General features: G+C 70.8%; 20 protein-coding genes. 9 read left to right on the top strand and 11 right to left on the bottom strand.

Annotated elements, in window-relative coordinates; all coding sequences use genetic code 11:
- Positions 1 to 8: 8 nt before the first annotated feature.
- Together RDV84_RS01405 and RDV84_RS01400 are read left to right on the top strand one after the other, a co-directional pair.
- On the top strand, positions 9 to 1,169 hold the full coding sequence (locus tag RDV84_RS01405; RefSeq protein WP_082644326.1) for a metal-dependent hydrolase: 1,161 nt from the start codon (positions 9 to 11) through the stop codon (positions 1,167 to 1,169).
- Between the two features lie 175 nt (positions 1,170 to 1,344).
- A complete protein-coding gene (locus RDV84_RS01400; RefSeq protein ID WP_309152233.1) occupies positions 1,345 to 1,851 on the top strand; it encodes a PEGA domain-containing protein in 507 nt (168 codons plus the stop codon).
- Between the two features lie 334 nt (positions 1,852 to 2,185).
- Here the strand turns inward: RDV84_RS01400 and dusB are convergent, their stop codons facing one another.
- Both dusB and RDV84_RS01390 read right to left on the bottom strand, forming a co-directional pair.
- Complete coding sequence (dusB, locus tag RDV84_RS01395) at positions 2,186 to 3,184, bottom strand: tRNA dihydrouridine synthase DusB (protein WP_309152232.1); 999 nt, start codon at positions 3,182 to 3,184, stop codon at positions 2,186 to 2,188.
- Positions 3,185 to 3,413: 229 nt separating this feature from the next.
- Complete coding sequence (locus RDV84_RS01390; protein ID WP_057949977.1) at positions 3,414 to 3,749, bottom strand: YegP family protein; 336 nt, start codon at positions 3,747 to 3,749, stop codon at positions 3,414 to 3,416.
- 199 nt (positions 3,750 to 3,948) lie between these two features.
- Here RDV84_RS01390 and RDV84_RS25635 point away from each other — a divergent pair, with 199 nt between their 5' ends.
- Entirely contained in the window at positions 3,949 to 4,128 is a 180-nt protein-coding gene (locus RDV84_RS25635; protein ID WP_425606462.1) for a DUF6053 domain-containing protein, read from the top strand.
- Here RDV84_RS25635 and RDV84_RS01385 read toward each other — a convergent pair.
- On the bottom strand, positions 4,088 to 5,209 hold the full coding sequence (locus RDV84_RS01385) for a PepSY-associated TM helix domain-containing protein (RefSeq protein ID WP_309152231.1): 1,122 nt from the start codon (positions 5,207 to 5,209) through the stop codon (positions 4,088 to 4,090). The two genes, RDV84_RS25635 and RDV84_RS01385, sit on opposite strands and share 41 nt — an antisense overlap.
- A gap of 28 nt (positions 5,210 to 5,237) precedes the next feature.
- A complete protein-coding gene (locus RDV84_RS01380) occupies positions 5,238 to 7,358 on the bottom strand; it encodes a TonB-dependent receptor (protein ID WP_309152230.1) in 2,121 nt (706 codons plus the stop codon).
- 153 nt (positions 7,359 to 7,511) lie between these two features.
- On the opposite strand from RDV84_RS01380, the gene RDV84_RS25630 reads away from it, so the two are divergent.
- Positions 7,512 to 7,562, top strand: coding sequence for a DUF6053 domain-containing protein (locus RDV84_RS25630; protein WP_425606463.1), 51 nt, complete (start codon positions 7,512 to 7,514; stop codon positions 7,560 to 7,562).
- On the opposite strand, the gene RDV84_RS25625 is transcribed toward RDV84_RS25630, so the two are convergent.
- The 6 genes from RDV84_RS25625 to RDV84_RS01355 form a co-directional block, all read right to left on the bottom strand.
- Positions 7,544 to 7,594, bottom strand: coding sequence for a DUF6053 domain-containing protein (locus RDV84_RS25625; RefSeq protein ID WP_394541474.1), 51 nt, complete (start codon positions 7,592 to 7,594; stop codon positions 7,544 to 7,546). The two genes, RDV84_RS25630 and RDV84_RS25625, sit on opposite strands and share 19 nt — an antisense overlap.
- 51 nt (positions 7,595 to 7,645) lie before the next feature.
- On the bottom strand, positions 7,646 to 8,626 hold the full coding sequence (locus RDV84_RS01375) for a ribokinase (protein ID WP_309152229.1): 981 nt from the start codon (positions 8,624 to 8,626) through the stop codon (positions 7,646 to 7,648).
- Positions 8,627 to 8,630: 4 nt separating this feature from the next.
- The gene (locus RDV84_RS01370) at positions 8,631 to 9,929 is read right to left on the bottom strand and encodes a NupC/NupG family nucleoside CNT transporter (RefSeq protein ID WP_309152228.1); all 1,299 of its coding nucleotides are present in this window, start codon (positions 9,927 to 9,929) and stop codon (positions 8,631 to 8,633) included.
- Positions 9,930 to 10,313: 384 nt separating this feature from the next.
- Positions 10,314 to 11,453, bottom strand: a complete 1,140-nt coding sequence (locus RDV84_RS01365; protein ID WP_175429124.1) for a GGDEF domain-containing protein — start codon at positions 11,451 to 11,453, stop codon at positions 10,314 to 10,316.
- 146 nt (positions 11,454 to 11,599) lie between these two features.
- Complete coding sequence (locus tag RDV84_RS01360; protein ID WP_057946494.1) at positions 11,600 to 12,190, bottom strand: TMEM165/GDT1 family protein; 591 nt, start codon at positions 12,188 to 12,190, stop codon at positions 11,600 to 11,602.
- Positions 12,191 to 13,339: 1,149 nt separating this feature from the next.
- Entirely contained in the window at positions 13,340 to 14,281 is a 942-nt protein-coding gene (locus tag RDV84_RS01355; RefSeq protein ID WP_309152227.1) for a hypothetical protein, read from the bottom strand.
- 76 nt (positions 14,282 to 14,357) lie between these two features.
- On the opposite strand from RDV84_RS01355, the gene RDV84_RS01350 reads away from it, so the two are divergent.
- From RDV84_RS01350 to RDV84_RS01330, 5 genes are all read left to right on the top strand, one after another.
- Positions 14,358 to 15,323 (top strand): potassium channel beta subunit family protein, encoded by a 966-nt coding sequence (locus RDV84_RS01350; protein WP_078995956.1) that lies wholly within the window; start codon positions 14,358 to 14,360, stop codon positions 15,321 to 15,323.
- Positions 15,324 to 15,475: 152 nt separating this feature from the next.
- The gene (gene hemP, locus RDV84_RS01345; RefSeq protein ID WP_078995957.1) at positions 15,476 to 15,724 is read left to right on the top strand and encodes a hemin uptake protein HemP; all 249 of its coding nucleotides are present in this window, start codon (positions 15,476 to 15,478) and stop codon (positions 15,722 to 15,724) included.
- Positions 15,725 to 16,013: 289 nt separating this feature from the next.
- Positions 16,014 to 18,329, top strand: coding sequence for a TonB-dependent hemoglobin/transferrin/lactoferrin family receptor (locus RDV84_RS01340; RefSeq protein ID WP_309152226.1), 2,316 nt, complete (start codon positions 16,014 to 16,016; stop codon positions 18,327 to 18,329).
- 3 nt (positions 18,330 to 18,332) lie between these two features.
- A complete protein-coding gene (locus RDV84_RS01335) occupies positions 18,333 to 18,890 on the top strand; it encodes a hypothetical protein (protein WP_057946497.1) in 558 nt (185 codons plus the stop codon).
- A gap of 123 nt (positions 18,891 to 19,013) precedes the next feature.
- Positions 19,014 to 19,907 carry a DUF6607 family protein gene (locus tag RDV84_RS01330; protein ID WP_309153662.1) on the top strand — a complete coding sequence of 298 codons (894 nt, stop codon included), beginning with the start codon at positions 19,014 to 19,016 and terminating at the stop codon, positions 19,905 to 19,907.
- Between the two features lie 437 nt (positions 19,908 to 20,344).
- Here RDV84_RS01330 and RDV84_RS01325 read toward each other — a convergent pair whose 3' ends face one another.
- Entirely contained in the window at positions 20,345 to 21,622 is a 1,278-nt protein-coding gene (locus tag RDV84_RS01325; RefSeq protein WP_309152225.1) for a PDZ domain-containing protein, read from the bottom strand.
- Between the last annotated feature and the right edge of the window lie 64 nt (positions 21,623 to 21,686).

Genomic DNA, 21,686 nt, shown 5'->3' with positions numbered 1-21,686 from the left:
ATTCCGCGATGGATTCGCTTACCCAGATCGTGCTCGGCGCCGCGCTGAGCGCCGCCATCGCTCCTGCGCAACACCGGCGCGCGGCCCTGCTGGCCGGCGCGGCGCTGGGCACCTTGCCGGATTTGGACGTCCTGCCGGTCAACCTGCTCACCGGCGATCCGGTCGCGCGCATGACCTGGCACCGCAGCATCAGCCACTCGCTGCTGGTGCTGCCGTTCGTGGCCTGGGCGATCTGGGGTTGGTGCCGCGGCCGCGGTGGACGCGTGGCGCAATCGCCCAAGCGCTGGTTCTGGGCGATGCAGGCCGCGCTGCTGACCCATCCCGTGCTCGACGCCTTCACCGTCTACGGCACCCAGTTGTGGTGGCCGTTGCCGGCGCGGCCGACGATGTGGTCGAGCATCTTCATCATCGATCCGCTCTACACCGTGTGGCTGTTGGCCGCCTGCGTCTGGGCCTGGTTCGCGCGCGCCGGGCGCAGCGCGCAGCCGGCGCTGGCGTTGGGGCTGGCGCTGAGTTCGCTGTACCTGGGCGGCTCGCTGTGGGCCAAGCACCGGGTCGAGCAGGCCGCGCAGCCGGCGCTGGCCGCGCTGGGGCTGGAGAACGCGCCGCGTTTCTCGGTGCCGATGCCGTTCACCACCGCGCTGTGGCGGGTGGTGGCGATGACGCCGGACGGCTATGTCGAGGGCGAGCGCTCGCTGCTGGCCGACCGCGGGCCGATGCATTTCCGCCTGTATCCGTCCGACTCGCTGGCCTATTCCCAGGTCAGCGGCTATCCGGCGGTGCACCGGCTGCAGTGGTTCAACCACGGCTTCATGAAGGCCGAGGAACGCGACGGCCGGCTGGTGCTGAGCGACCTGCGCATGGGCGCCGAGCCGGACTACAACTTCCGCTTCGCGGTGGCCCGGCGCGAAGCCGGCGGTTGGCGCGAGATCGCGCCGGAACAGCTGCAATGGCCGTGGGACGCGGCCGCGCGGCTGCCGGCGATGTGGCAGCGGATCTGGCGCGAGCCCGCGCCGGTGCCGCCGGAACATACGGTGGCCGATGTGCGCCGGTTGCAGCGGGCCACGCCGATGCGCGCGCGCGCCGGCATCGACGCCCGCCCGGGCAGCGAGTTCAGCGGCGAGATGAGCGACGACCTCGGCGGCGGCGAGGCCGCGGCGCCGCGCTAGCCGCGGCCGCGGCGGCCGCCGCGAGGACGGCGCGGCGCGGACGGACAGGGGGCCCCGTGACCGCGGTCAGGGTGACAAGCGGCCAGTGTCGGCGGGCCTGCAAATCTGCATAATCGGGCCGCCGCGGCGCCGGACTGCCGCGCCTCCACGTCTCCGCCCGCCCCCGAGGTAGACCATGTTCCCCCTGCTTCCGCGATGGATCGCATTGCGGCCGATCGCGCCCGCAGCCGTCGCCGCCCTCGCGCTCGCCGCCAGCGGCTGCGCGACCTTCATCCGCGGCTCGACCCAGTCGCTGACCATCGACAGCCTGCCCGGCGCGGCGACGGTGTCGTTGTCCAACGGCGAACGCTGCTCCACGCCGTGCGTGCTCAAGCTCAAGCGCAAGCATCCGGTCGCGGTGGAGCTGTGCAAGCCCGGCTACCGCCAGGCCCTGACCCAGGTGCGCAGCGAACTCGGCAGCGCCGGCGCGGTGCGCATGGCCGGCAACGCCTTGATCGGCGGCTTGATCGGCGTCGGCGTGGACGCCGCCAGCGGCGCGGCCAAGGACCTCAATCCGAACGTGCTGGCGGTGCTGCTGGTCGAGGAAACGCCTGGCTGCACCGCGCCGGCGTTTCCGGCGGTGCCGGAAAACGGGCAGACGCCGGAGGAGTACGCGCGCGCGAAAGGCAAGGGCAAGCGCTGAACCCGAGCGCAGCGGGCGGCGGATTGTCGCGGCGGCGGATCGAAAGGCGTCGGGCCTGAAGGCCCTCCCACGGTCGCGCGCCGCCCCCATGGGATTGGCTTCGACCCCGGTGTTTTTGTGGGAGGGGCTTGAACCCCGATGCTCTCGCGGGAGGGGCTTCAGCCCCGATGCTTTCATGGGAGGGCTTGAACCCCCGATGCTCTCGTGGAAGGGGCCTCAACCCCGATGCCTTCATGGTGGGGCTTGAACCCCGATGCTCTTGTGGGAGGGGCTTCAGCCCCGACGCTCTCCGCTCAGGTCGCGGCGCAATCCCACATCGAACCGCCGACTGCGCTCAAGCAGCCGCCGGCAATTCCGGAACCACCCCAGCCACCAGCGCATCGAAGTAATCGCGCGTCAGCCGCAGTTGCTGCTCGGCCGATTCGGCGCGGTTGACCACGGCGCGGAAGGCGGTGTTCTCCGGGCGGTCCTTGGCGTACCAGCCCAGGTGCTTGCGCGCGATGCGCACGCCGGAGACTTCGCCGTAGAACGCGTGCAGGTGTTCGAGGTGGCCGAGCAGGATCTCGCGCACCTGCGCCAGCGCCGGCGGCGCGCGTTCCTCGCCGTGTTCCAGGAAGTGGGCGATCTCGCCGAAGATCCACGGCCGTCCCTGCGCCGCGCGGCCGACCATGACCGCGTCGCAGCCGGTATGGGCGAGCACGAAGGCGGCCTTGCGCGGCGAATCGATGTCGCCGTTGGCGATCACCGGGATCGACAGCTGCGCCTTGATCGCGGCGATGGTGTCGTACTCGGCGACGCCGGTGTACTGCTGGTCGCGGGTGCGCCCGTGCACCGCCAGCGCGGCGATGCCGGACTGTTCGGCGATGCGCGCGATCAGCGGCGCGTTGCGCTGGTCGTGGTCCCAGCCGGTGCGGATCTTGAGCGTGACCGGCACGTCGACCGCCGCGACCACCGCCTCCAGGATCTGCGCCACCAGTTCGGGTTCGCGCATCAGCGCCGAGCCGGCCCAGGCGTTGCAGACCTTCTTGGCCGGGCAGCCCATGTTGATGTCGACGATCTGCGCGCCGTGATCGACGTTGTAGCGCGCCGCCTCGGCCATGACGCGCGGCACCGTGCCGGCGATCTGCACGCTGATCGGCGCGGGCTCGCCGGCGTGGTCCATGCGGTGGCGCGACTTGGCCGTGGTCCAGAAGCGCGGATCGCTGGTGGTCATCTCCGATACGCACAACCCCGCGCCCAGGCGCTTGCACAGCACCCGGAACGGCTTGTCGGTGACGCCCGCCATCGGGGCGAGGATCACCCGGGGGGCGATGGAATGGGGGCCGATGCGCATGCGCGCATTGTAAGCCACCCGCCCGGAGCGGCCCCGCGGCGGCGCGGAGGCCTGCCAGACGTGGGCGCGAGCGTCATCGGCGGATGCGCCGATGCGGGCCGTCGCAGGGCGCGGACTCTGCCTGCCTGGTGCCGGCCCGCCGGCGCCTGCCGTTACGGCCGGCCCGAGGTCGTAGCGGACCGGCGCGACGGCGGAACCCGGCCCGGGCCCAGCCCGAGCCAAGCCGGACTCAGGGCGCGGTGTCTTCGACCTTCAGCGACGGCCCGTTCTCCTTGACCGAAGCGATGCCGCCGTCGCGGCCGCTCGCGTCCTTGTACATCTGGCTGTTGCCGATGGCCTGGCCATTGCTCGCGGTAAGCAGGAAATACAGCCGGCCGTCGGCGGCGCTCTTGCGCTCGTAGCGCGCGTCGATCTGGCTGTTCTTGCGCACCGACTCGATGCCCTCCAGCGCCGAGGCCTTCTGCTTGTAGCCCTCGCTGCTGAGGATCACCTGGCCGTTGCCGGCCTTGAGCACGAAGTGGAACTGCCCGTTGCTCTGCTTGCTGATGACGTACTTGCCTGCCATGTCCGATCCCTCGAGTTTGGCGCCGCCGCGGCGGCGGGTGTGGCCGTGTGGATGCACGCGCATAAGACGTACACGAGCTTAGAACGCGCTCGTGAAGCCGGACCGGACGGGAACGGGCGATGCGGGGACGAAACACCCGCAAGATTTTTCCGCGCCGGAAAGCCGCGGCGGCGCTTTCGTGGGAGGGCCTTCAGGCCCGATGCCTTCGCTTTATGCGGGAGGGCCTTCAGGCCCGATGCTCTTGTGTCAGTCTGCGGCGATCCGACACAAGAGCGTCGGGCCTGAAGGCCCTCCCACAAAAGCCCAAGCAGTTCGCCAAGGCGGGCAACCGGTGCCGCTCAGCGACCGCGCCGGCGCCGCCAGAACAGGAAGCCGGTGACCAACAGCAACGGCGGCGCCAACCCGGTCAGCGCGATCAGCAGCTGCCACGTCCGCCCACCGACGAAGCCGCCGTGCAGCGGATACATCGCCTCGTACGCGCGCGCGCCGGGGCCCTGTCGGGTCGCATCGCGCGCGCCCAGCAGCGCGCCGCGCCACGGATCGATCCAGATCATGCTGCGCCCGACCGGATGCCATTCGTCGACCGCGCGCGCGCGGATCGTGACCAGCCCGCTGTCCTTCTTCGGCAAGCCGATCCGGCGCAATTGCGCGCCGGGAATCGGCCCATCCGCGGCCACCGCCGCGTCGGCCGCGCGCAGGGTTGCGGCCCAGTCGATCGGCGCGTCGGCGCGCGCCGCGAGCTTCGGCGGCTTCGCCGGTTCGGCTTCGGAGAACGCCGCGCGCAAGGCGCTGCGGGCGATCTCGTCGTAGACCATTGCGGTGCCGGTGATCGCCGCCAGCAAGGTCAGTGGCAACAGCCACAGGCCCAGGCCGCGGTGCCAGCTGAACCAGCGCCGGGTCGGCGGCCCGCGATACCACTTCAGGCTCGCCGCCAGTGCCGACCAACGCGGCCACCACAGATACAGCCCGCTGAGCAGCAGGAACACCGCGGCGATGCCGACCGCGCCGAGCACCTGCTCGCCGCTTTTGCCGGCCAGCAGGTGGGTGTGCCAATCGCGCAGCCACAGGATCAGGTCGTTGCCGGTGTTGCGGGTCAGCAGCAACTCGCCGCTGGCCGGATCGAAATAGCGCCGTTCGTTGCCGGGGAAGTAGCCCTGCCAGACCGGGAACTGCGGCGAGGGCAGGTCGAGCGAGGTCATGCCCTGGGCCTGCCAGTGCGCGACGATCCGCTCCAGCGCCCGCGCGCGCTGCTGAGGCGCGATGTCGGCATCGCGCTGCAGTTGCGGATACGCCCACAGCGCCAGCTCGCGCTGGAACGCCAGCACCGTGCCCGACAGCGCCACCAGCGCGAACGCGCTGCCCAGGGTCAGCCCCAGCCACAGGTGCAGCCACTTCAAGGCCGCGCGCAGTCGGCGCGGCGCGGGGGCGTGCGGAGCGGGGGCGGCCTGGCTGGAATTCATGGCTCGGCGTGCGCGGCGGCGGCGGGGATCAGAACCGGTGCGACCAGCTCAGGTTGAGCACGCGCCCGCGTCCGGCCACGTAGGTGTCGTTGCGCGGCGTGCTCTGCGAGTAGTAGGTGATGTACTGCTCGTCGAACAGGTTCTCGATGCCGACGTTGAGCTGGCCCAGCGGCAGCTTGAACCGGCCCTGCAGGTCGACGGTGGTGTAGCCGTCGGTGCTGGCCACTTGCACGCCCTTGGAATCGAAGTCGCGGTCGATCGCGCGGCTGCCCTGCAGGCGGGTCGAGAACCAGTCGTTCCAGGTCTGGTCCCAGAACGCGGTGATGCGGTCGGGGCTGATGTTGATGCCGGGCAGGTCGGAATCGACGCGGTCGTCGCCGTCGCTGTCGTAGCGGCCCTTGCCGCGCGCGTAGCCCACGCCGGCGCGGCCGTTGTCGGAGAACTGGAACGCGACGTTGCCCTCGATGCCGCGGATTTCGGTACGCTCGCGCACGACGAAATAGCTCTGGGTGTTGCGGTCGAACTGCAGGCGCGAACCGAGGTCGGAATCGGACCAGTACGCGGCCAGGTGCGCCAACCAGCGGCCGTTGTCGAAGTCCACGCCGATCTCGCGGTTGTCCGACACCACCGGCGACAGGTCGACCAGCTTGTCCACGCTCTGGTTCGGCGTGGTGATGCCGCGCAGCACCCGGCCGATGTCGGCGACGGTGTAGCCCTCCGAATACGAGGCGTAGAACTTCAGCGCGTCGGTGGCTTCGAACACGATGCCGTAGTTGGGCAGGGTCTCGCGGGTCTTCGGCGAGCCGCCGCGGACGAAGCGGCTGCCGCCGGCGTTGGACGGGATGGTGGTGAAGTCGCCGACTTCGAGCTTGCCGCGCTCGTGGCGCACGCCCGCGGTCAGCATGACCTTGTCGGTCACCCACCACTCGGCCTGCGCGAACGGCGACCAGGATTCGTAAGTGGTCTGCGGCACCCACTTGAGCTTGGCCACCACCAGTTCCTGGTAGGTCTTGTCGCGGTTCCAGTCCAGGCCGAAAGTCGCGCGCAGGCGTTGGCCGAACAGGTTGTCGCGCGACCAGCCGAACTTGCCGCCGATCTTTTCCGACACGTTCTGCGACTGGTCCCACCAGTGCGGATCGCGGCCGTCGCGCCAGAAGTCTTCCCAGTCGGTGGCGCCGTACAGGCCGTTGAAGTCGACCCAGAACAGTTGCGCGTTGAAGTAGCCGCCGGCCAGCGACTTGTCGGTGTAGTCCAGCACCACCGAGGTCGAGCGGTTCTGCGCGCCGCGGCCTTCGCGGCTGCCGCGCGCGGAGGTCGCGAGCTTGCCGGTGCGGATGTCGCCGTTGACGGTGATGTAATCGTTGTTGCCGCGCAGCTGGTAGCGGTTGGCGGTCAGCTGCAGGCGCTTGTCTTCGTCGATGTCCCAGCCGGCCTTGGCGAACAGGTTGTAGCTGCGCGCGTCCATCAGGTCGCCCTGGATGTCGTTGACCGCGATCGCGTCGCCGTTGCCATCGTAGAACAGCCCTTCGCTGGCGTACGACGCGCCGCCGACGAAGTCCACATCGCCGCTGCGGGTGCCGAACAGGTAGGAGGCGCGGTAACCGACGCTGTCGCTTTGGTTCGGCAGCGCGCTGCTGACGCCGATGTTGACGTCCTGGAAGCTCTCGCCGTCGCGGCGCGGCGCGCGCTTGGTGATGATGTTGATGATGCCGCCCGATGCGCCCAGGCCCTGCAGCGCGTTGGCGCCGTGGATGACCTCGATGCGTTCGATCATCGCCGGATCGATGGTGTGGCCGTCGCGGCCGCCTTCGCGCAGCGGGGTGGACTGCGGCACGCCGTCGACCAGGTACAGCGGCTTGCGCCCGCGCAGGGTTTCGCCGCCATTGGTCAGCTTCTGCCGCGAGGGCGAGAACGAGGGGATCAGGTTGGCGAGGATCTGCGACACGTCCTGGGTCACCGCCAACTGCTGCTTGAGCTGTTCGGCGTCGATCACGGTGATGGTGTTGGCCAGCGCCGCTTCCGAGTTGGGCGTGCGGCTGGTGCTGGCCGAGACGGTGACGCGATCGAGGTCCTTGGCCTCCTCGGCCTGGGCGATGGGCGCGATGAGGACAGCCAGCACGGCGCTGGCGAGAAGCTGGGGACGGAGCATGGGGAGGGCGGCCTGGGAACTGCGACAGGGATCGCATGTTAATGCGAACCATTCTCAAGTCAAAGGCCGTGGACGGCGTTGCGATCGCGCAGGCCGCGTGCAACGAGCCGAAAATCCAGGCGTTTCAGTCGCTTAGGTGCTGCCAGAACGACAGTGGGAGGGCCTTCAGGCCCGATGCTTTTCGGTCAGGTTGCCGCGACCTGAAACAAGAGCATCGGGCCTGAAGGCCCTCCCACAGAAGCAGATCCTGGCGAGGGCCCTGCCGCGACCCCGGTGCGGCTCTCAGCTCAGCCGAACCGCGCCCGCAGCTCGGCGTCGCTCGGCATCGCCGCCGCCGCGCCGGCGCGTTCGGTCGACAGGCCGGCGAAGCGCACCGCGTAGCGCACGTGTTCGCCGAACGCCGCGTCCGGGTCGCGCGCCAGCGCGGCCGCCAGCGCGCCGTTGAAGGCATCGCCCGCGCCGGTGGTGTCGATGGCCTTCACCGCCGCGGCGGCGACGCGATAAAACGCCTGCGCGTCGCCGCGCAGCGCGCCGTCGGCATGCGAGACGAAGCAGCCCGACTTGCCTAGGGTGATCACCACGCTGCCGTGCGCCAGCAAGCGCCGGCAGTGCGCGTGCAGCGCCGCGTCGTCGAGGCCGGCGAGCGCGTCGGGGTCGAGCGCGTCGCCGCCGCGGCGCTGCAACTGCGCGCAGAACTCGGTTTCGTTCGGCGTGGCGATGTCGGTCAGCGCCCACAGCGCGTCGCTGGCGACCGCATCGGCCGGGGCCGGGTTGAGCAGGGTCGATCCGCCGGCATCGCGCGCGCGCGCGAACGCGGCGATGGCCGATTCGAGCGGGGTTTCCAGTTGGGTCAGCGCGACCTGGGCGGCGTCCAGGGCGGCCGCGTGCTCGCCGACGAACGCCGGCGACAGCTCGGCGTTGGCGCCGGGGCCGATCACGATGGTGTTGCGGCCGTCGGCGTCGACGTAGATGCCGGCGGTGCCGGTGGGCTCGGCGCAGCGCAGCGCGCGCAGGTCCAGGCCGTCGCCGGCGGCGAGCTCGCGCGCCAGGCGGCCGCCGGCGTCGTCGCCGAGCGCGCACACGAACGCGGTCGCCGCGCCCGCGCGCGCCGCCGCGGTGGCCTGGTTGAAACCCTTGCCGCCGGGGCCGGTGTGGTAAGTGCCGGCCAGGGTCTCGCCCGGGCGCGGCAGCGCGGGCAGCGCCCAGACGTGGTCGACGTTGAACGACCCGACCACGACGACGCGGCCTTTGTTGGCGGAATTGCTCATGCGCTTACGAGGCGAAGTGGGTCAGCACGCCGGCGATGGTCGCGGTCATGAAGGTGGCGATCGAGCCGCCCAGCACCGCGCGCAGGCCGAAGCGGGCCAGGTCCTGGCGGCGTTCCGGGGCCAGCCCGCCGATGCCGCCGATCTGGATCGCGATCGAGGAGAAGTTGGCGAAGCCGCACAGCGCGTAGGTCGCGATCAGGCGGCCTTCCTCGCTCAGGCTCACGCCGGCGACCTTGTTGTTCACGATGTCGGCCAGGTGGGTGTAGGCGACGAACTCGTTGAGCACGACCTTCTCGCCGATCAGGCCGCCGACCACGTTGGCGTCGGCCCACGGCGTGCCGATCACCCAGGCGATCGGCGCGAGCACGAAGCCCAGGATGGTGGACAGGTCGGTCGGCTTGCCGATCGCCGCGGCCAGGCCGGTGTGCTCGCCGATCCAGGTCAGCGGCGCGTTGATCAGCGCCATCAGCGCGATGAAGGCCAGCAGCATCGCGCCGATGTTCAGCGCCAGGCGCAGGCCGTCGCCGGCGCCCGCGGCGGCGGCGTCGATGATGTTGGCGGTGTTCTTCTCCACTTCCATCTTGATCGTGCCGCGGGTCAGCGGCTCGCCGGTTTCCGGGACCAGGATCTTGGCGATCACCAGCGTGGCCGGCGCGGCCATGATCGAGGCCGCCAGCAGGTGCTTGGCGTAGAACGCCTGGGACTCGGGGTCGCCGGCGCCGAGCATGCCGACATAGGCCGCGAGCACGCCGCCGGCGATGTGGGCCATGCCGCCGATCATCATCGTGATCAGCTCGGACTCGGTCATCTTCGGAATGTACGGGCGCACGGTCAGCGGCGCCTCGGTCTGGCCGATGAACACGCTGGCGCAGACGCTGGTGGTCTCCGCGCCGGACACGCGCATGACCTTGGTGATCGCCCAGGCCATGCCGCGCACCACCGCCTGCATCACGCCCAGGTGGTACAGCACGCCCATCAGCGCGGAGAAGAAAATGATCGTCGGCAGCACCTGGAAGGCGAAGATGAAGCCGAATTTGCTGACGTCCATGAGGTCGCCGAAGATGAACTTCGAGCCGGCGCCGACGAACTCGAGCACGTGCACGAAGCCCTTGCCGATGGCGTCGAACACGTCCTTGCCGCCCGGCACCAGCAGCACCACCGCGGCGAAGGCGATCTGCAGGGTGATGCCGATGGCGACCAGCTTCCAATCGACCTTGCGGCGGTTGACCGAGAACACCCAGGCGATGGCGACGAGCACCGCCAGACCGAACAGGCCGAAGCCCACGCGCGAAATCGAATCCACTCCACTCTCCCCGGGCGCCGGAGCCCCGGCGGCTTTAGACGTCTAATAGTTAGTCGGCGCAGCCTAGAGGCACAGCGATCCAGCGGCAAGCCGCGGCGCAGCGCAGGGCGCGAAAACCGGCGATTTTAGCGGTCCGCGAGGGCGTTGGGGCGGGGCGGCGGCGAAACGGCACGGTCGGCGCGGTCCGTGGGCCGCCGCGCAACGGCGGCGAAAACCGCGGCCGGGCGCAGCCGCACCCGCGTTTGCGGCGCTCGCGGCGGGTGTTTTGGCGCGTTCGGGCGCCGGTTCGGGCAAAACGGGCGCGGGCGGGCCGGAACCGGCGCCGCCGTGGTCCGCAGCATCAGGCCCAATCGGGCCGAATCGTTCAGCCGGCCCGCGCGGCGGTCAAAGATCGCGCGCCACCACCCGGTTGCGGCCGGATTGCTTGGCCCGCTGCAGGCGCAGGTCGGCGCGGCGCAGCAGCCGCGACAGGTCGCCGCCTTCCTGCGGGAAGGTCACCAGCCCGGCGCTGAAGCTCAGCCACAGCGGCTCGGCGCCGCGGCCGGGCTCGAACGGGCGCTCGGCGACGGTGCGGCGGATCGCGTCGACTTCCTCGAACGCGGTGCCCAGCGGCTTGCGCATCACCAGCAGGAATTCGCCGCCGGACAGCCGCACCAGCCATTCGCTGGGTTCGGCCTGCTCGCGCAGCACCGCCACCAGATGGCGCAGGCTGCGGTCGCCGAGGCGGTGGCCGTAGTCGTCGTTGATGCGCTTGAAGTGGTCCAGGTCGATCAGCGCCAGGGTCAGGCTGCCGCCGTCGCGGCGCACCGCGTCGAACAGGCGCGGGATGCGGTGGGTCAGCCAGGTCCGGTTCGGCAGCCGGGTCAGGCCGTCGGTGCCGGACATCTCGATCAGCCGCTGCATGCGGTAGACCACCATCGAGGTGGCCAGGGTCATCATCGCCAGCAGCAGCAGGCGCTGGGTCTGGCTGCCGACGGTGACCGCGCCGTAGTCGCTGGACATCAGGTCCTCGGGCGAGCCGGCGGCGGCGAACACCCACAGCACCAGCAGCCCGTACTGCAGCAACGCCAGCACGCCGGAGAACAGGGTCACCCGGCCGTCGCTGCGCAGCGCGGTCATCAGGATCGCCAGCAGGTAGCCGCACCACACGATCAGGCTGTTGAGCCCGGCCGGCAGGTGTTGCACCGCCAGCATTGCCAGCACCGCGGTGGTGGCGGTGACGTCGAAGGCGGCGGTGCAGAACGGCAGCCAGCGGTAGCGGCGCTGGCGTCGCGCCAGCGCCAGCCACAGCTGCGAGAACACGTTGACGAACACCGCCCCGCCCAGGCCGATCAGGGTCTCCTTGACGCTGCCGCCGCCGAGCGCGTTGAACAACGGCAACAGCAGCAGCATCGCCGCCAACACCGCGCGCAGCCGCGCCACCAGCAGTTCGCCGCCGGCGCCGATCTCGAGCATGATTTCGTCCGGCCGCGCCAGCAGCGCGATCAGCACGCTGCGCATCCGTCCGCCTACGCCCTGGTACATCCCCGTCCTTCCGTCCCGGCGGCCCCGCGCGAGCATAGCGCGAGAGCGGCCCGCCGCCGCGCGCACGGCGGCGCGATTCGCGCCGGCGGGCGCGGCCGCGGCGACGGCCGGTCGCGCGCGCCGGCCGGGACCGGCGCCGGCGGGGCTCAGCCGATGCCGCGGATCGCCACCCACAGCGCCAGCGCGGCGAACACGGCCGCGGCGACGAAGCGGGCGGTCTTCAGCGGCAAGCGGTCGGCGAAGCGGGCGCCGAGCAGGGCGACCGGGACATTGGCCAGCAGCATGCCGACGGTGGTGCCGACGATGACCGCCCACAGCGGCTCGTAGCGGGTCGCAAGCAACACCGTGGCGACCTGGGTCTTGTCGCCGATCTCGGCGAAGAAGAACGCGATGGTGGTGGCGATGAAGGCGCCGCGCGCGGAGAACTGGGTTTCGCCCTCGTCGAGCTGGTCGGGCTTGAGCGTCCACAGCGCCACCGCCAGGAAGCTCGCGGCGACCACCCAGCGCAGGACTTCGGGCTTGAGGAACGCGGCGACCAGGGTGCCGAACCAGGCCGCGAGCGCGTGGTTGAGCAGGGTGGCCAGGAGAATGCCGAGGATGATCGGCACCGGCTTGCGGAAGCGCGCGGCCAGCAGCAGGGCCAGCAGCTGCGTCTTGTCGCCGATTTCGGCGAGCGCGACGGTACCGGTGGACACGGCGGTGGCGACGACCCAAGCCGGGAAGTGGGACAGATCCATGGGAACTCCAGGGTCGGGCATTCGCGTGGACGCGAAGGCAAACGCCGCGCGGCCCGACCCGGGTACGCACAACGCCTGCCTTCGGTCTTGCCCGTGGTCGCTGGCTCGGCGTCCGTGGACGCGCGCGCTGGCTGCCGCTCATGCGCCATGGCCTGCTGGCCAAGTGTGTTGACGCATGCCCCCGCGAGCTGACGCCGGCGGGTGGGCTACTCCCCGGAGGAGGAAAGTGTGCGCATTGTAGCCATATCGATCGGGTCATGCAGCAAATGAGAGGCTTTCGCGGTTGGGCGGCTGAACGAGGGGCGAGGGTGTGCGTCGCGTCGTTCGCGGGCGGCAGGGCAGTGCGCGTCTGCAGCGGAATTTCGAAGGGAGCGGGCGTTCGTCGCCGGCGAAGTATCGCGGTCGCGGCTCGCGCCGCTCCTACAAGGGCATCGGCTGGTTTCGTGTCCGGCTGCAGGAGCCGAGCGAGTAGCGACCGCGTCAAGCCTTCCGCGCCGCCGCCACACCCACCGTCATTCCGGCGAACGCCGGAATCCATTGTGATCTTGCTGTTGCCGTTGCTTGTGCTCGCCCCCGAGCACGATGCAGTCGTTCCGCAGCCCCGGAGGGCGTGCGCATGGATGCGCACGCGCGCCATGGGGCAGGATGCCCCTTATGGCGCGGCCCCGCGCCCGGTACTGGACTTAGTGGCTTTTGATCCGAAAAAACAAGGCCTTTTCTTTGGTTACTTTCTTTGTGGCTTAAGACAAAGAAAGTGACCCGGCCGCTTGCGGACGGAAGCTCTTGATGGCGGCTTGTCATCACTCGTTGCAACGGAAAAAGCAGGAGCAACGGCAAAGTCAAAATGGGTTCCAGCTTTCGCTGGAATGACGACCTGGAAGGCCCACGCTCCAGGATGTTCCGGCGGAGCTACGCAACCTCGGTTGGTTCCAACTTCCGCTGGAATGACGGCCTGGGAGATCCTCGTCCCGGAATATTCCGGCGGAGCCCTGTCGCTTCGGTTGGATTCCGGCATTCGCCGGAATGACGGACAGGGAACGAGTCGCCGCAGACGAAACCTGTGCACGAGGGACGTATGCGCAGACAGCCGATACCGCACAAACCCGATCCCGCAAACCACGCCACCCCGCAAACACCCCACAGCACCCCTCACTGCGAACAAGCCGACGCCTCGCCCCCCTCTTCCCCATACAAGGCCGCGAAACTCGCCGGCATCACCCGCGGCATCCGCTGCAGCGGCGTCTTCACCGCGGCGAAGTAGTCGCGCTGCCACTGCGCCGCCAACGCCGCCGCCGCCGGCTCCAGCGTCGCATCGCGCGAGGCCGGCGGATCGGCCGGGTTGCCGCTCAGCCGCGCCACCAGCAAGCGCATCGCCCGCGCCTTGGTCGGGTCGTCGGCGATCAGGCCGGTGATCGGCGAGGAATTGTCGCTGTAGGCGGTCATCAGATCGAACAGCGCCGGGGTGTAGCCGGCTTCGAACGAAAGCTGCAGCAGATTGCCGGCTTCGGCGCGCCAGCGGTCGAATTCGGGCGTGTTGAGATGGGAGTAGTCCAGCAACACCGAATCGCCGCGCGCGTAGCGGTACATCGCCTCGGGTTCGCCGGCCAGCGCGGCCTGGCGCAGGTAGCGGTTGCCCTGGCGCCAGGCGTCGCTGCGCGCGTCGCGGCATTCGGCGATCAGCTGGCGCGCGCGGTCTTCCATCCGGGTCATGTAGGCGCGTTGTTCCGGCGCCAGGCCGGCGCTGGCGTTCTGCTCGGCGCCGGCGAGGAGCTGCTGCGCGGCGGAGGTGTCGGCGCAGCGCAGCAGGTCGACGCCGAGCTGGCAGGCCGCGCGGCTGTCGCCGGCGTCGGCGCGTTGGCGCAGTTCGTCCTGGCGGCGTTGGCGGTATCCGGCCTGGGCCGGATCGGGCGGGCGCGCGGGCCGCGCGGTCGGCGCGGCCGCCGTCGGCGTCGCGATGTCCGCCGGTGCGCTCGCGGCCGGCGCCGGCGCCGGCGCGTGCACCGCGTCGCGCGCGCGCCACCACTGCCAGCCCGACACGGCGATCGCGGCCGCGGCCGCCGCCGCGAGCAAGCCCCGGGTGCCCGGATTCATCGGCCGCCGCCGCGCGTGGTCGTCGCATTCATCGGCGTAGCATGCCCGCAATCGATCATCGGATGGGAGGCTTGTTATGCAATACCGTCGACTGGGTTCGTCTGGCTTGCAGGTGTCCGCGCTGTCGTTCGGCGCCTGGGTCACCTTCGGCGCACAGATCGGCCGCGACACCGCGCGCGAGCTGATCGCCGCGGCGTGGGACCACGGCGTCAATTTCTTCGACAACGCCGAGGGCTACGCCAACGGCGAGGCCGAGCGGGTCATGGGCGAGGCGATCGCCGAGCTGGGCCTGCCGCGCGACGGCTATTGCGTATCGAGCAAGGTGTTCTTCGGCGCCGAGGCGGAGCCGCGGCCGACCCAGCGCGGCCTGTCGCGCAAGCATGTGGTCGAGGCCTGCCATGCCGCGCTCAAGCGGCTGCGGGTGGAGCACCTGGACCTGTATTTCTGCCACCGCCCCGACCCGGACACGCCGGTGGAGGAAACGGTGTGGGCGATGGATTCGCTGGTGCGCCAGGGCAAGGTGCTGTACTGGGGCACGTCGGAATGGCCGGCGGCGCTGATCCGCGAAGCGCACAAGATCGCCCGCGCCCATCATCTGCAGCCGCCGAGCATGGAGCAGCCGCAGTACAACCTGCTGCATCGCGAACGCGTCGAGCTCGAATACGCGCCGTTGTACGCCGAACTCGGCCTCGGCGCGACGATCTGGTCGCCGCTGGCGTCGGGCCTGCTGACCGGCAAGTACCGCGCCGGTTTCGAGGGCGAGAGCCGGCTCGGCCACGCCGACAAGGAGTGGCTGCGGCGGGTCGCGGTCGGCGAGAGCGGGCAGCGCCGGCTGGAACGGGTGACGGCGTTCGTCGAACTGGCGCAGGAACTGGGCGTGGCGCCGGCGTCGCTGGCGATCGCCTGGTGCCTGCGCAATCCGCACGTGTCCACCGCGATCCTCGGCGCGAGCCGGGTCGAGCAGTTGCTGCAGAACCTGGGGGCGCTGGACGTGAAGCTGGAAGACGCGCAATGGCAGAGGGTGGAAGCGGTCACACGTTGAGCGCGGCATCGAGGCCGCCGGCCGGGGGGGGGGCGGGCCGGCGGCCGACGAACGGTGGGACCGGGCACGCAATTTCCTGCAATCGCGTGTTGACTGGCAAATGAGAATCATTATCATCATTCGGGAGCCCACCCCCCGAACGAGTCGCTGCCATGTCTCTGCGCAACCCCGTGCTGCAGTTGAAGCCCCGTACTGATCGTTCCCTGGCCGTCGTCGCCCCGCCGGTGGCGGCGGTCGCGCCGGCCGCCGCGGCGGCCTCGGCCGTCGTCGCCGCCGCCCAGGGCGGACTGGTCGAAAGCGCCGCGCTGCTGCGCGGCGCGCGCGAAGTCCTGATCCGCCACGGCGGCGAGGTCTATCGCCTGCGTCATACCCGCAACGACAAGCTGATCCTGACCAAGTAACCCCGCGCACGGCGCGCCCCGGCCAAGCCCGCTCGGCAACATCCCCTCCCACGTCGGTCCAGATTCCCAAGCCCGGGACGCCCCAAGCGCCCCGCCGCAAGGAACCTCCACCGCGTTGCCGAGCCCGCCGCCTGCCGGCCCGCCCCACCGCAAGCACCACCCGCTCCGCGCCCACCCCGGGCGCGGCGCGGTGCGTCCCGCCAGCACCTCTCTCCCAGGCTGCCAGCCCCGACTCTCTCCGGATGCCAGCTCGCCTCGGTCTCACCGTTCCATTCAACCGAGTCGAAGAATGTCCCGCGTCCATACCCCGGCTGCGTCCGCGCGCCCTGTTTCCGTCTCCGTCCTCCCCGCGCGCTCCGCGCTGGCCCTCGCCCTGTTGCTGGCGCTGCCGGCCGCGCAGGCCGCAGACGCGCCCGACGCCGCCGGCGGCGAAGTCAACGAACTCAACCGCGTGGTCGTCAGCGCCACCCGCACCGAGCGCGCCGTGCAGGACGTGCCGGCCACGGTCAGCGCGATCGACCGCGAGCGCATGGACAACGAACTGACCCGCAACATCCGCGACCTGTTCCGCTACGAACCCGGCATCGACGTCGGCGGCAACCGCGAGCGCTTCGGCCTGGGCGACATCCGGATCCGCGGCCTCGGCGGCAACCGCGTGCGCGTGCTGGTCGACGGCGTCTCGGTCTCCGACGGCTTCTCGATCGGCAGCTTCTCCAACGCCGGCCGCAATTTCGTCGACCTGGATACGGTCAAGGAAGTCGAGATCGTGCGCGGCCCGTCGAGCGCGCTGCACGGTTCCGACGCGCTCGGCGGCGTGGTCTCGTTCGTGACCAAGGACCCGGCCGATTACCTCAAGGACGGCGCGACTTCGTACTTCGGCCTCAAGCTCGGCGCCGAAAGCCAGAACGAAGGCCTCTACGGCAGCGCCACCGCCGCGTTCGGCGGCGACCGCTGGTCCGGCCTGGTCGTGGTCAACCACCACCAGGGCAAGGAGACCGAGAACCAGGGCGACAACGACGCCCACGACGGCAGCCGTACCCGCGCCAACCCGCAGCGCTTCGAAGGTCGCAGCCTGCTGACCAAGCTGGTCTACGCGCCGAGCGACAACCAGCGCTTCCGCCTGACCGTGGAAGGCAGCGAAGACCGCACCACCACCGACGTGTTCAGCGCCCTGGGCCTGAGCGCGCTGACCCCGGGCCTGCCGCCGACCGCGCCGCGCACGCGGGTGGCGTCGATGGCCGGCAACGACCACCAGACCCGCGCGCGGGTCGCCTTCGCCCACGAGATCGACTCGCTCGACAGCGTCCTGGCCGATTCGCTGCGCTGGCAGGTCTACCGCCAGGACAGCGAGACGACCCAGCGCACCCGCGAGCAGCGCGCCAGCGTGGTCGCCGGTCGCGACACCAGCCCGAGCCTGCGCCTGCGCGAGTTCAATTTCGACCAGCGCGTCTACGGCGCCGAGGCCACTGCGCACAAGGACTTCGCCACCGGCTCGGTCGAACACACGCTCACCTACGGCTTCGAATACGAGCAGACCGAGTTCCGCCAGAAGCGCGACGGCCGCTCGGTCAACCTGACCAACGGCGTCGTCAGCAGCACGATCTCGCCCGACGCGTTCCCGGTGCGCGATTTCCCGATCAGCAAGACCCGCAATGCCGGCGTGTTCGTGCAGGACGAGATCCGCTTCGCCGACGGCGCGTTCCGGCTGGTGCCGGCGGTGCGCGTGGATCGCTACGAACTCAAGCCGCAAAGCGACGCGATCTGGAACGGCGACAACCCGGGCGTGAAGATCAGCGACCTCAGCAAGACCAGCGTCTCGCCCAAGCTCGGCGCGGTCTGGCATTTCGCCCAGGACTGGTCGCTGTACGGCGGCTACCAGCGCGGCTTCCGCGCGCCGCCCTACAGCGACGTCAACCTCGGCTTCACCAACCTGCAGTTCGGCTACACCGCGATCCCCAACGCCGACCTCAAGCCGGAAACCAGCAACGGCTACGAGCTGGGCCTGCGCTACAGCGGCAAGGCGGTGTACGCGCAGCTGTCGGGCTATTACAACGACTACAAGGACTTCATCGAATCCAACCGCCAGGTCAGCGCCCCGCCGCAGACGCCGTTGATCGTGTTCCAGTCGCAGAACGTGGACAAGGCGCGCATCCGCGGCGTCGAGCTGCGCGGCGGCGTGGACTTCGGCGCGCTGTATCCGTCGCTGGCCGGCTGGTCGACCCGCTTCGCCGCCGCCTACAGCAAGGGCGAGGACAAGACCGACGACCGCCCGCTGGAATCGATCGCGCCGCTGACCGCGACCGTCGGCGTGGCCTACGACCGCGAAAGCTGGGGCGTGGAGCTGGCCGGCCGCTTCGCCCGCCACAAGACCGACCTGCCCGAGGCCAACCGCTTCGCCGCGCCGGGCTACGGCGTGCTCGACCTGCTCGCGCACTGGGACTTCGCTCCGGGCGCCAAGTTCAACGTCGGCGTGTTCAACCTCGGCGACAAGAAGTACTGGGACAGCGGCGACGTTCCGGGCGCGCTGACCGCGTCCAGCGTCATCCTCGACCGCTACACCGCGCCGGGCCGCAACGTCGGCGCCAGCGTGGCGGTGAGCTGGTAAGCCATGCGCGCGGCGCCGGCGTCCGCCTTCGCCTTGTTGCCGCAGCGCGGCGGCGCGCGCGCCGCGCTGCCCGCGCCGGAGCGGCTGGCGGCGGTGGCGACGGTGCTGTGCGTGCATCCGCGCCGCCAGCGCGACGCCCTCGACGGTTGGCTGGCGGCGCGCAGCGCGCAACGCCTGGGCGACGGCGGCGGCGAAGCGCTGCGTTTTTGCGACGCCGGCGGGCGCGAGTGCTGGCGGCTGTACCTGCTGCCGGACAGCGACTTCCTGGCCTGGGACGACGTCGCCGCGGCGATGCCCGACGCGGCCGCGGCGATCCGCCCGGCCGTGGTACCGGCGCTGGCGCGCTGGTGGCGGCGCCTGCGCGGCGGGCGCCGCGCGCAGGCGCTGCGCTTGCGGGTGCTGCGCGATGCCGACGGCCACTGCGTGCTGCTCGCCGATCCGGCCGAGCTGTCGCCGCTGGGCCTGGCCCAGGCGCGGCGGATCGCCGCCGGCGAGGGCGCGCGCCTGGACGAATGCGCCGACGCCTGCTGTTGCCTGGCCTCCGGCGTCGGCCGGCGTTGAGCGCGGATGTTCCCTTCCTTTCCGTTTTCGTTTTTCAGCCAAAGAGCCAAGCGAGATTCCATGAACCTCCGTAACTTCCGCGCCAGCGTGCTGGCGATCAGCCTGTTCTCCAGCCTGTCAGCGATGGCCCAGACCGCCGCCGCTCCGGCCGCCGATCCGGTCCGCGACCGCGCCTCGATCCTGGCGATGCAGGGCGAATACATCGTCGACTTCGCCTTCGACGAAACCGTGCTGCTCAAGCCCGGCTACGAGCGCGCGCCGGCGATGCGCAGCGGCGGCAACGAGACCGTGATCGTGGTCGAGGACACGCCGACCAAGCTGGTGCTGCAGCACATCCTGGTCGATGGCAAGAGCGGCCACGTGACCAAGCACTGGCGCCAGGACTGGACGTTCGAGGCGCCGCAGCGCTTCGAGTTCAGCGCCGACCAGACCTGGCACGTGCGCGCGATTGCGGCCGAACTCAATCGCGGCGCCTGGACCCAGTGCGTGTACGAGGTCAGCGATGCGCCGCGCTACTGCGGCACCGGCCGCTGGGACTACGCCCATGGCAACGCCACCTGGACCAGCGACCCGAGCTGGCGCCCGCTGCCGCGGCGCGAGTACACCAAGCGCAGCGACTACAACGCCATCGTCGCGATCAACCGCCACACCCTGACCCCGAACGGCTGGACCCACGAGCAGTTCAACACCAAGGTGCTGCGCAAGCCCGACGGCAGCCAGCAGGAACTGGCGCGCGAGTTCGGCTTCAACGACTACGTCAAGACCAAGGACATCGACTTCAAGCCGGCCTACACCTACTGGCAGGCGACCCAGGGCTACTGGGCCAAGGTGCGCCAGCGCTGGGACGCTTACCTGGGCAAGGCGCCGGGCGTGCGGCTCAAGACCAAGGTCGACGGCATGGCGATGATCATTCCGTTGTTCGAGCAGGCCGGCAAGCTGGAAGAGGGCAAGAAGGTCGCCGACAAGGACATCGATGCGGTGTTCGCCAAGTGGGTGGTCGCGGCGCCGGCCGAGTAAGCGGCGCGAGGCGACGCAACGATTTCCGGCCAGGCCGGCGAAGGAGCGCAGGTGCCGGAGCGAGGATCGGAACGGGCCGGGCAGGGATGCCCGGCCTTTTTCTTGGCCGCGAGTCGGTATCGGTGCGAGAGGGATCGGCTGCGGTGTCGCTGCCGGTCGCGTGGGCTGAATGGTTGGCGGCGCGAAAAAAAAGGGGCCGGGCGCGCTGGGCGGCCGGACCCGAATGGGGAAACTGGATGGGTGGGGCGGGACGATTGCGGTCGGCGGGAGTCGGATCGTGCGGCTCGAATCCGGCGGCTTGTGCCGCGCGAGTCGAGTCGTGCGACTCGAATCAGGCGATTCGCATCATGCGACTCGAACCGCGCGATTCGATCCGCGCGATCCGGCCCACGCGCCGCATCCATGCGATCGGCGCGGCCGGGTTGGCGCGGCGCGATTCAATCGACGCGGTAGCTCTGCGCGCCGCGCGCAAGCTGCACCGGCGCGGGTGGCGCCGGCGGCGCCGACGCGACCTTGCTCTTGGGCGGCGCAGGCGGCGGAGGCGGGGGCGGCGGCGGTGCGGGCGGGGCAGGCGGCGCGACCGCCGGCGCCGCCGGCGCCGGCGGCACCGGCGCGGCCGGCGGCGCGCGCGGCGCGGGTGGAGCGGGCGGCGCCGGCGGCGGAGGCGGCGGCACCCAAGCCACCGCCTTGGGCACGGTCAGCTTGAGCTTGGCGCTGGCGCGATCGCGCAGGTAGCCGATCTCGACCTGGGCGCCTTCGCGCTTGCCGCGCAGCGCGTCCATCGCCTCGCGCGGCGTGTCGACCGCGCGGCCGTCGACGCTCTGGATCACGTCGCCGGCTTCCAGTCCCTTGAGTTCGAGCGGCGCGCTGATCACCAGCACGCCGCGCTGGGCGCCGAAGTAGCGGCCGAGCTTGGGATCGACCGAGGCCAGGTTGAGGCCGTTCCAGCGCATCGCTTCGCTGATCAGCGGCATGTTGCAGGCCGCGCGCTTGTCCTTGTCGTTGCCGGCGCAATCCAGATCCGGGCCGATCCGGTAGATCTCGGTGCGCAGACCCGGCGCCACCGCGACCCCGGCCTCGCCGACGCCGGCGCGGCCGTCGCGGTCGATGCGCATGCTGCGCATTTCGGTGTTGAGCACGTAGCGGCTGCCGTCGGCGTTGCGGAACATCATCACCCGCTCGCCGGCCTGCGGTTCGACCTCGAGCGTCGCCTCCTGCTTGCCGCGCTGGTAGAGGATGCGCGCGGGCTGGCCGAGCTTGAGCGCGCCGAGCAGTTCGCGCGCGTTGCCCAGCCGCGCCTCGCCGTCGGCGCCGGCGATCTTGCGGCCGTCCACCGCGAGCAGGCGGTCGCCGCTGTGCAGGCCGGCGCGCGCCGCGGCGCTGCCGGGCGTGACCGCGAGGATCGACACGCCGCTGCGCGCGTCCGGCGCGAGGATCACACCCAACTGCGGCCGTCGTTGGTTGTCGCTGATCAGCACCGGGCCGAACGGCGCCGGCTGCGGCATCGCGCCGCGCGGGTAGGCGCCGCTGCGCGGCGGTTCCGGCGCCAGTTGCGCCAGCACCTGCGGCGCGCCGTCGCCGCTGTAACGATAGACATAACTATAGGTAGTGGTGCGCGCCGGGGCGGCGGCCGTCGGCGCGGCCACGGCCGGAGCCGCGAGCGAGCCGGCGACCGCGGCGGCCAGCGCGGCGGGGAGCAGGAAATGGAACGACATGGCGGCCTCCGGGCGGGTGGGCGTGGATGGGGTGCGACGGGCGTTGCGGTTCGGCGGTGCGAAG

This window comes from Lysobacter yananisis (assembly GCF_031199375.1).
Taxonomy (GTDB): domain Bacteria; phylum Pseudomonadota; class Gammaproteobacteria; order Xanthomonadales; family Xanthomonadaceae; genus Lysobacter; species Lysobacter yananisis.
This window is presented reverse-complemented; position numbering and strand designations above follow the sequence as displayed.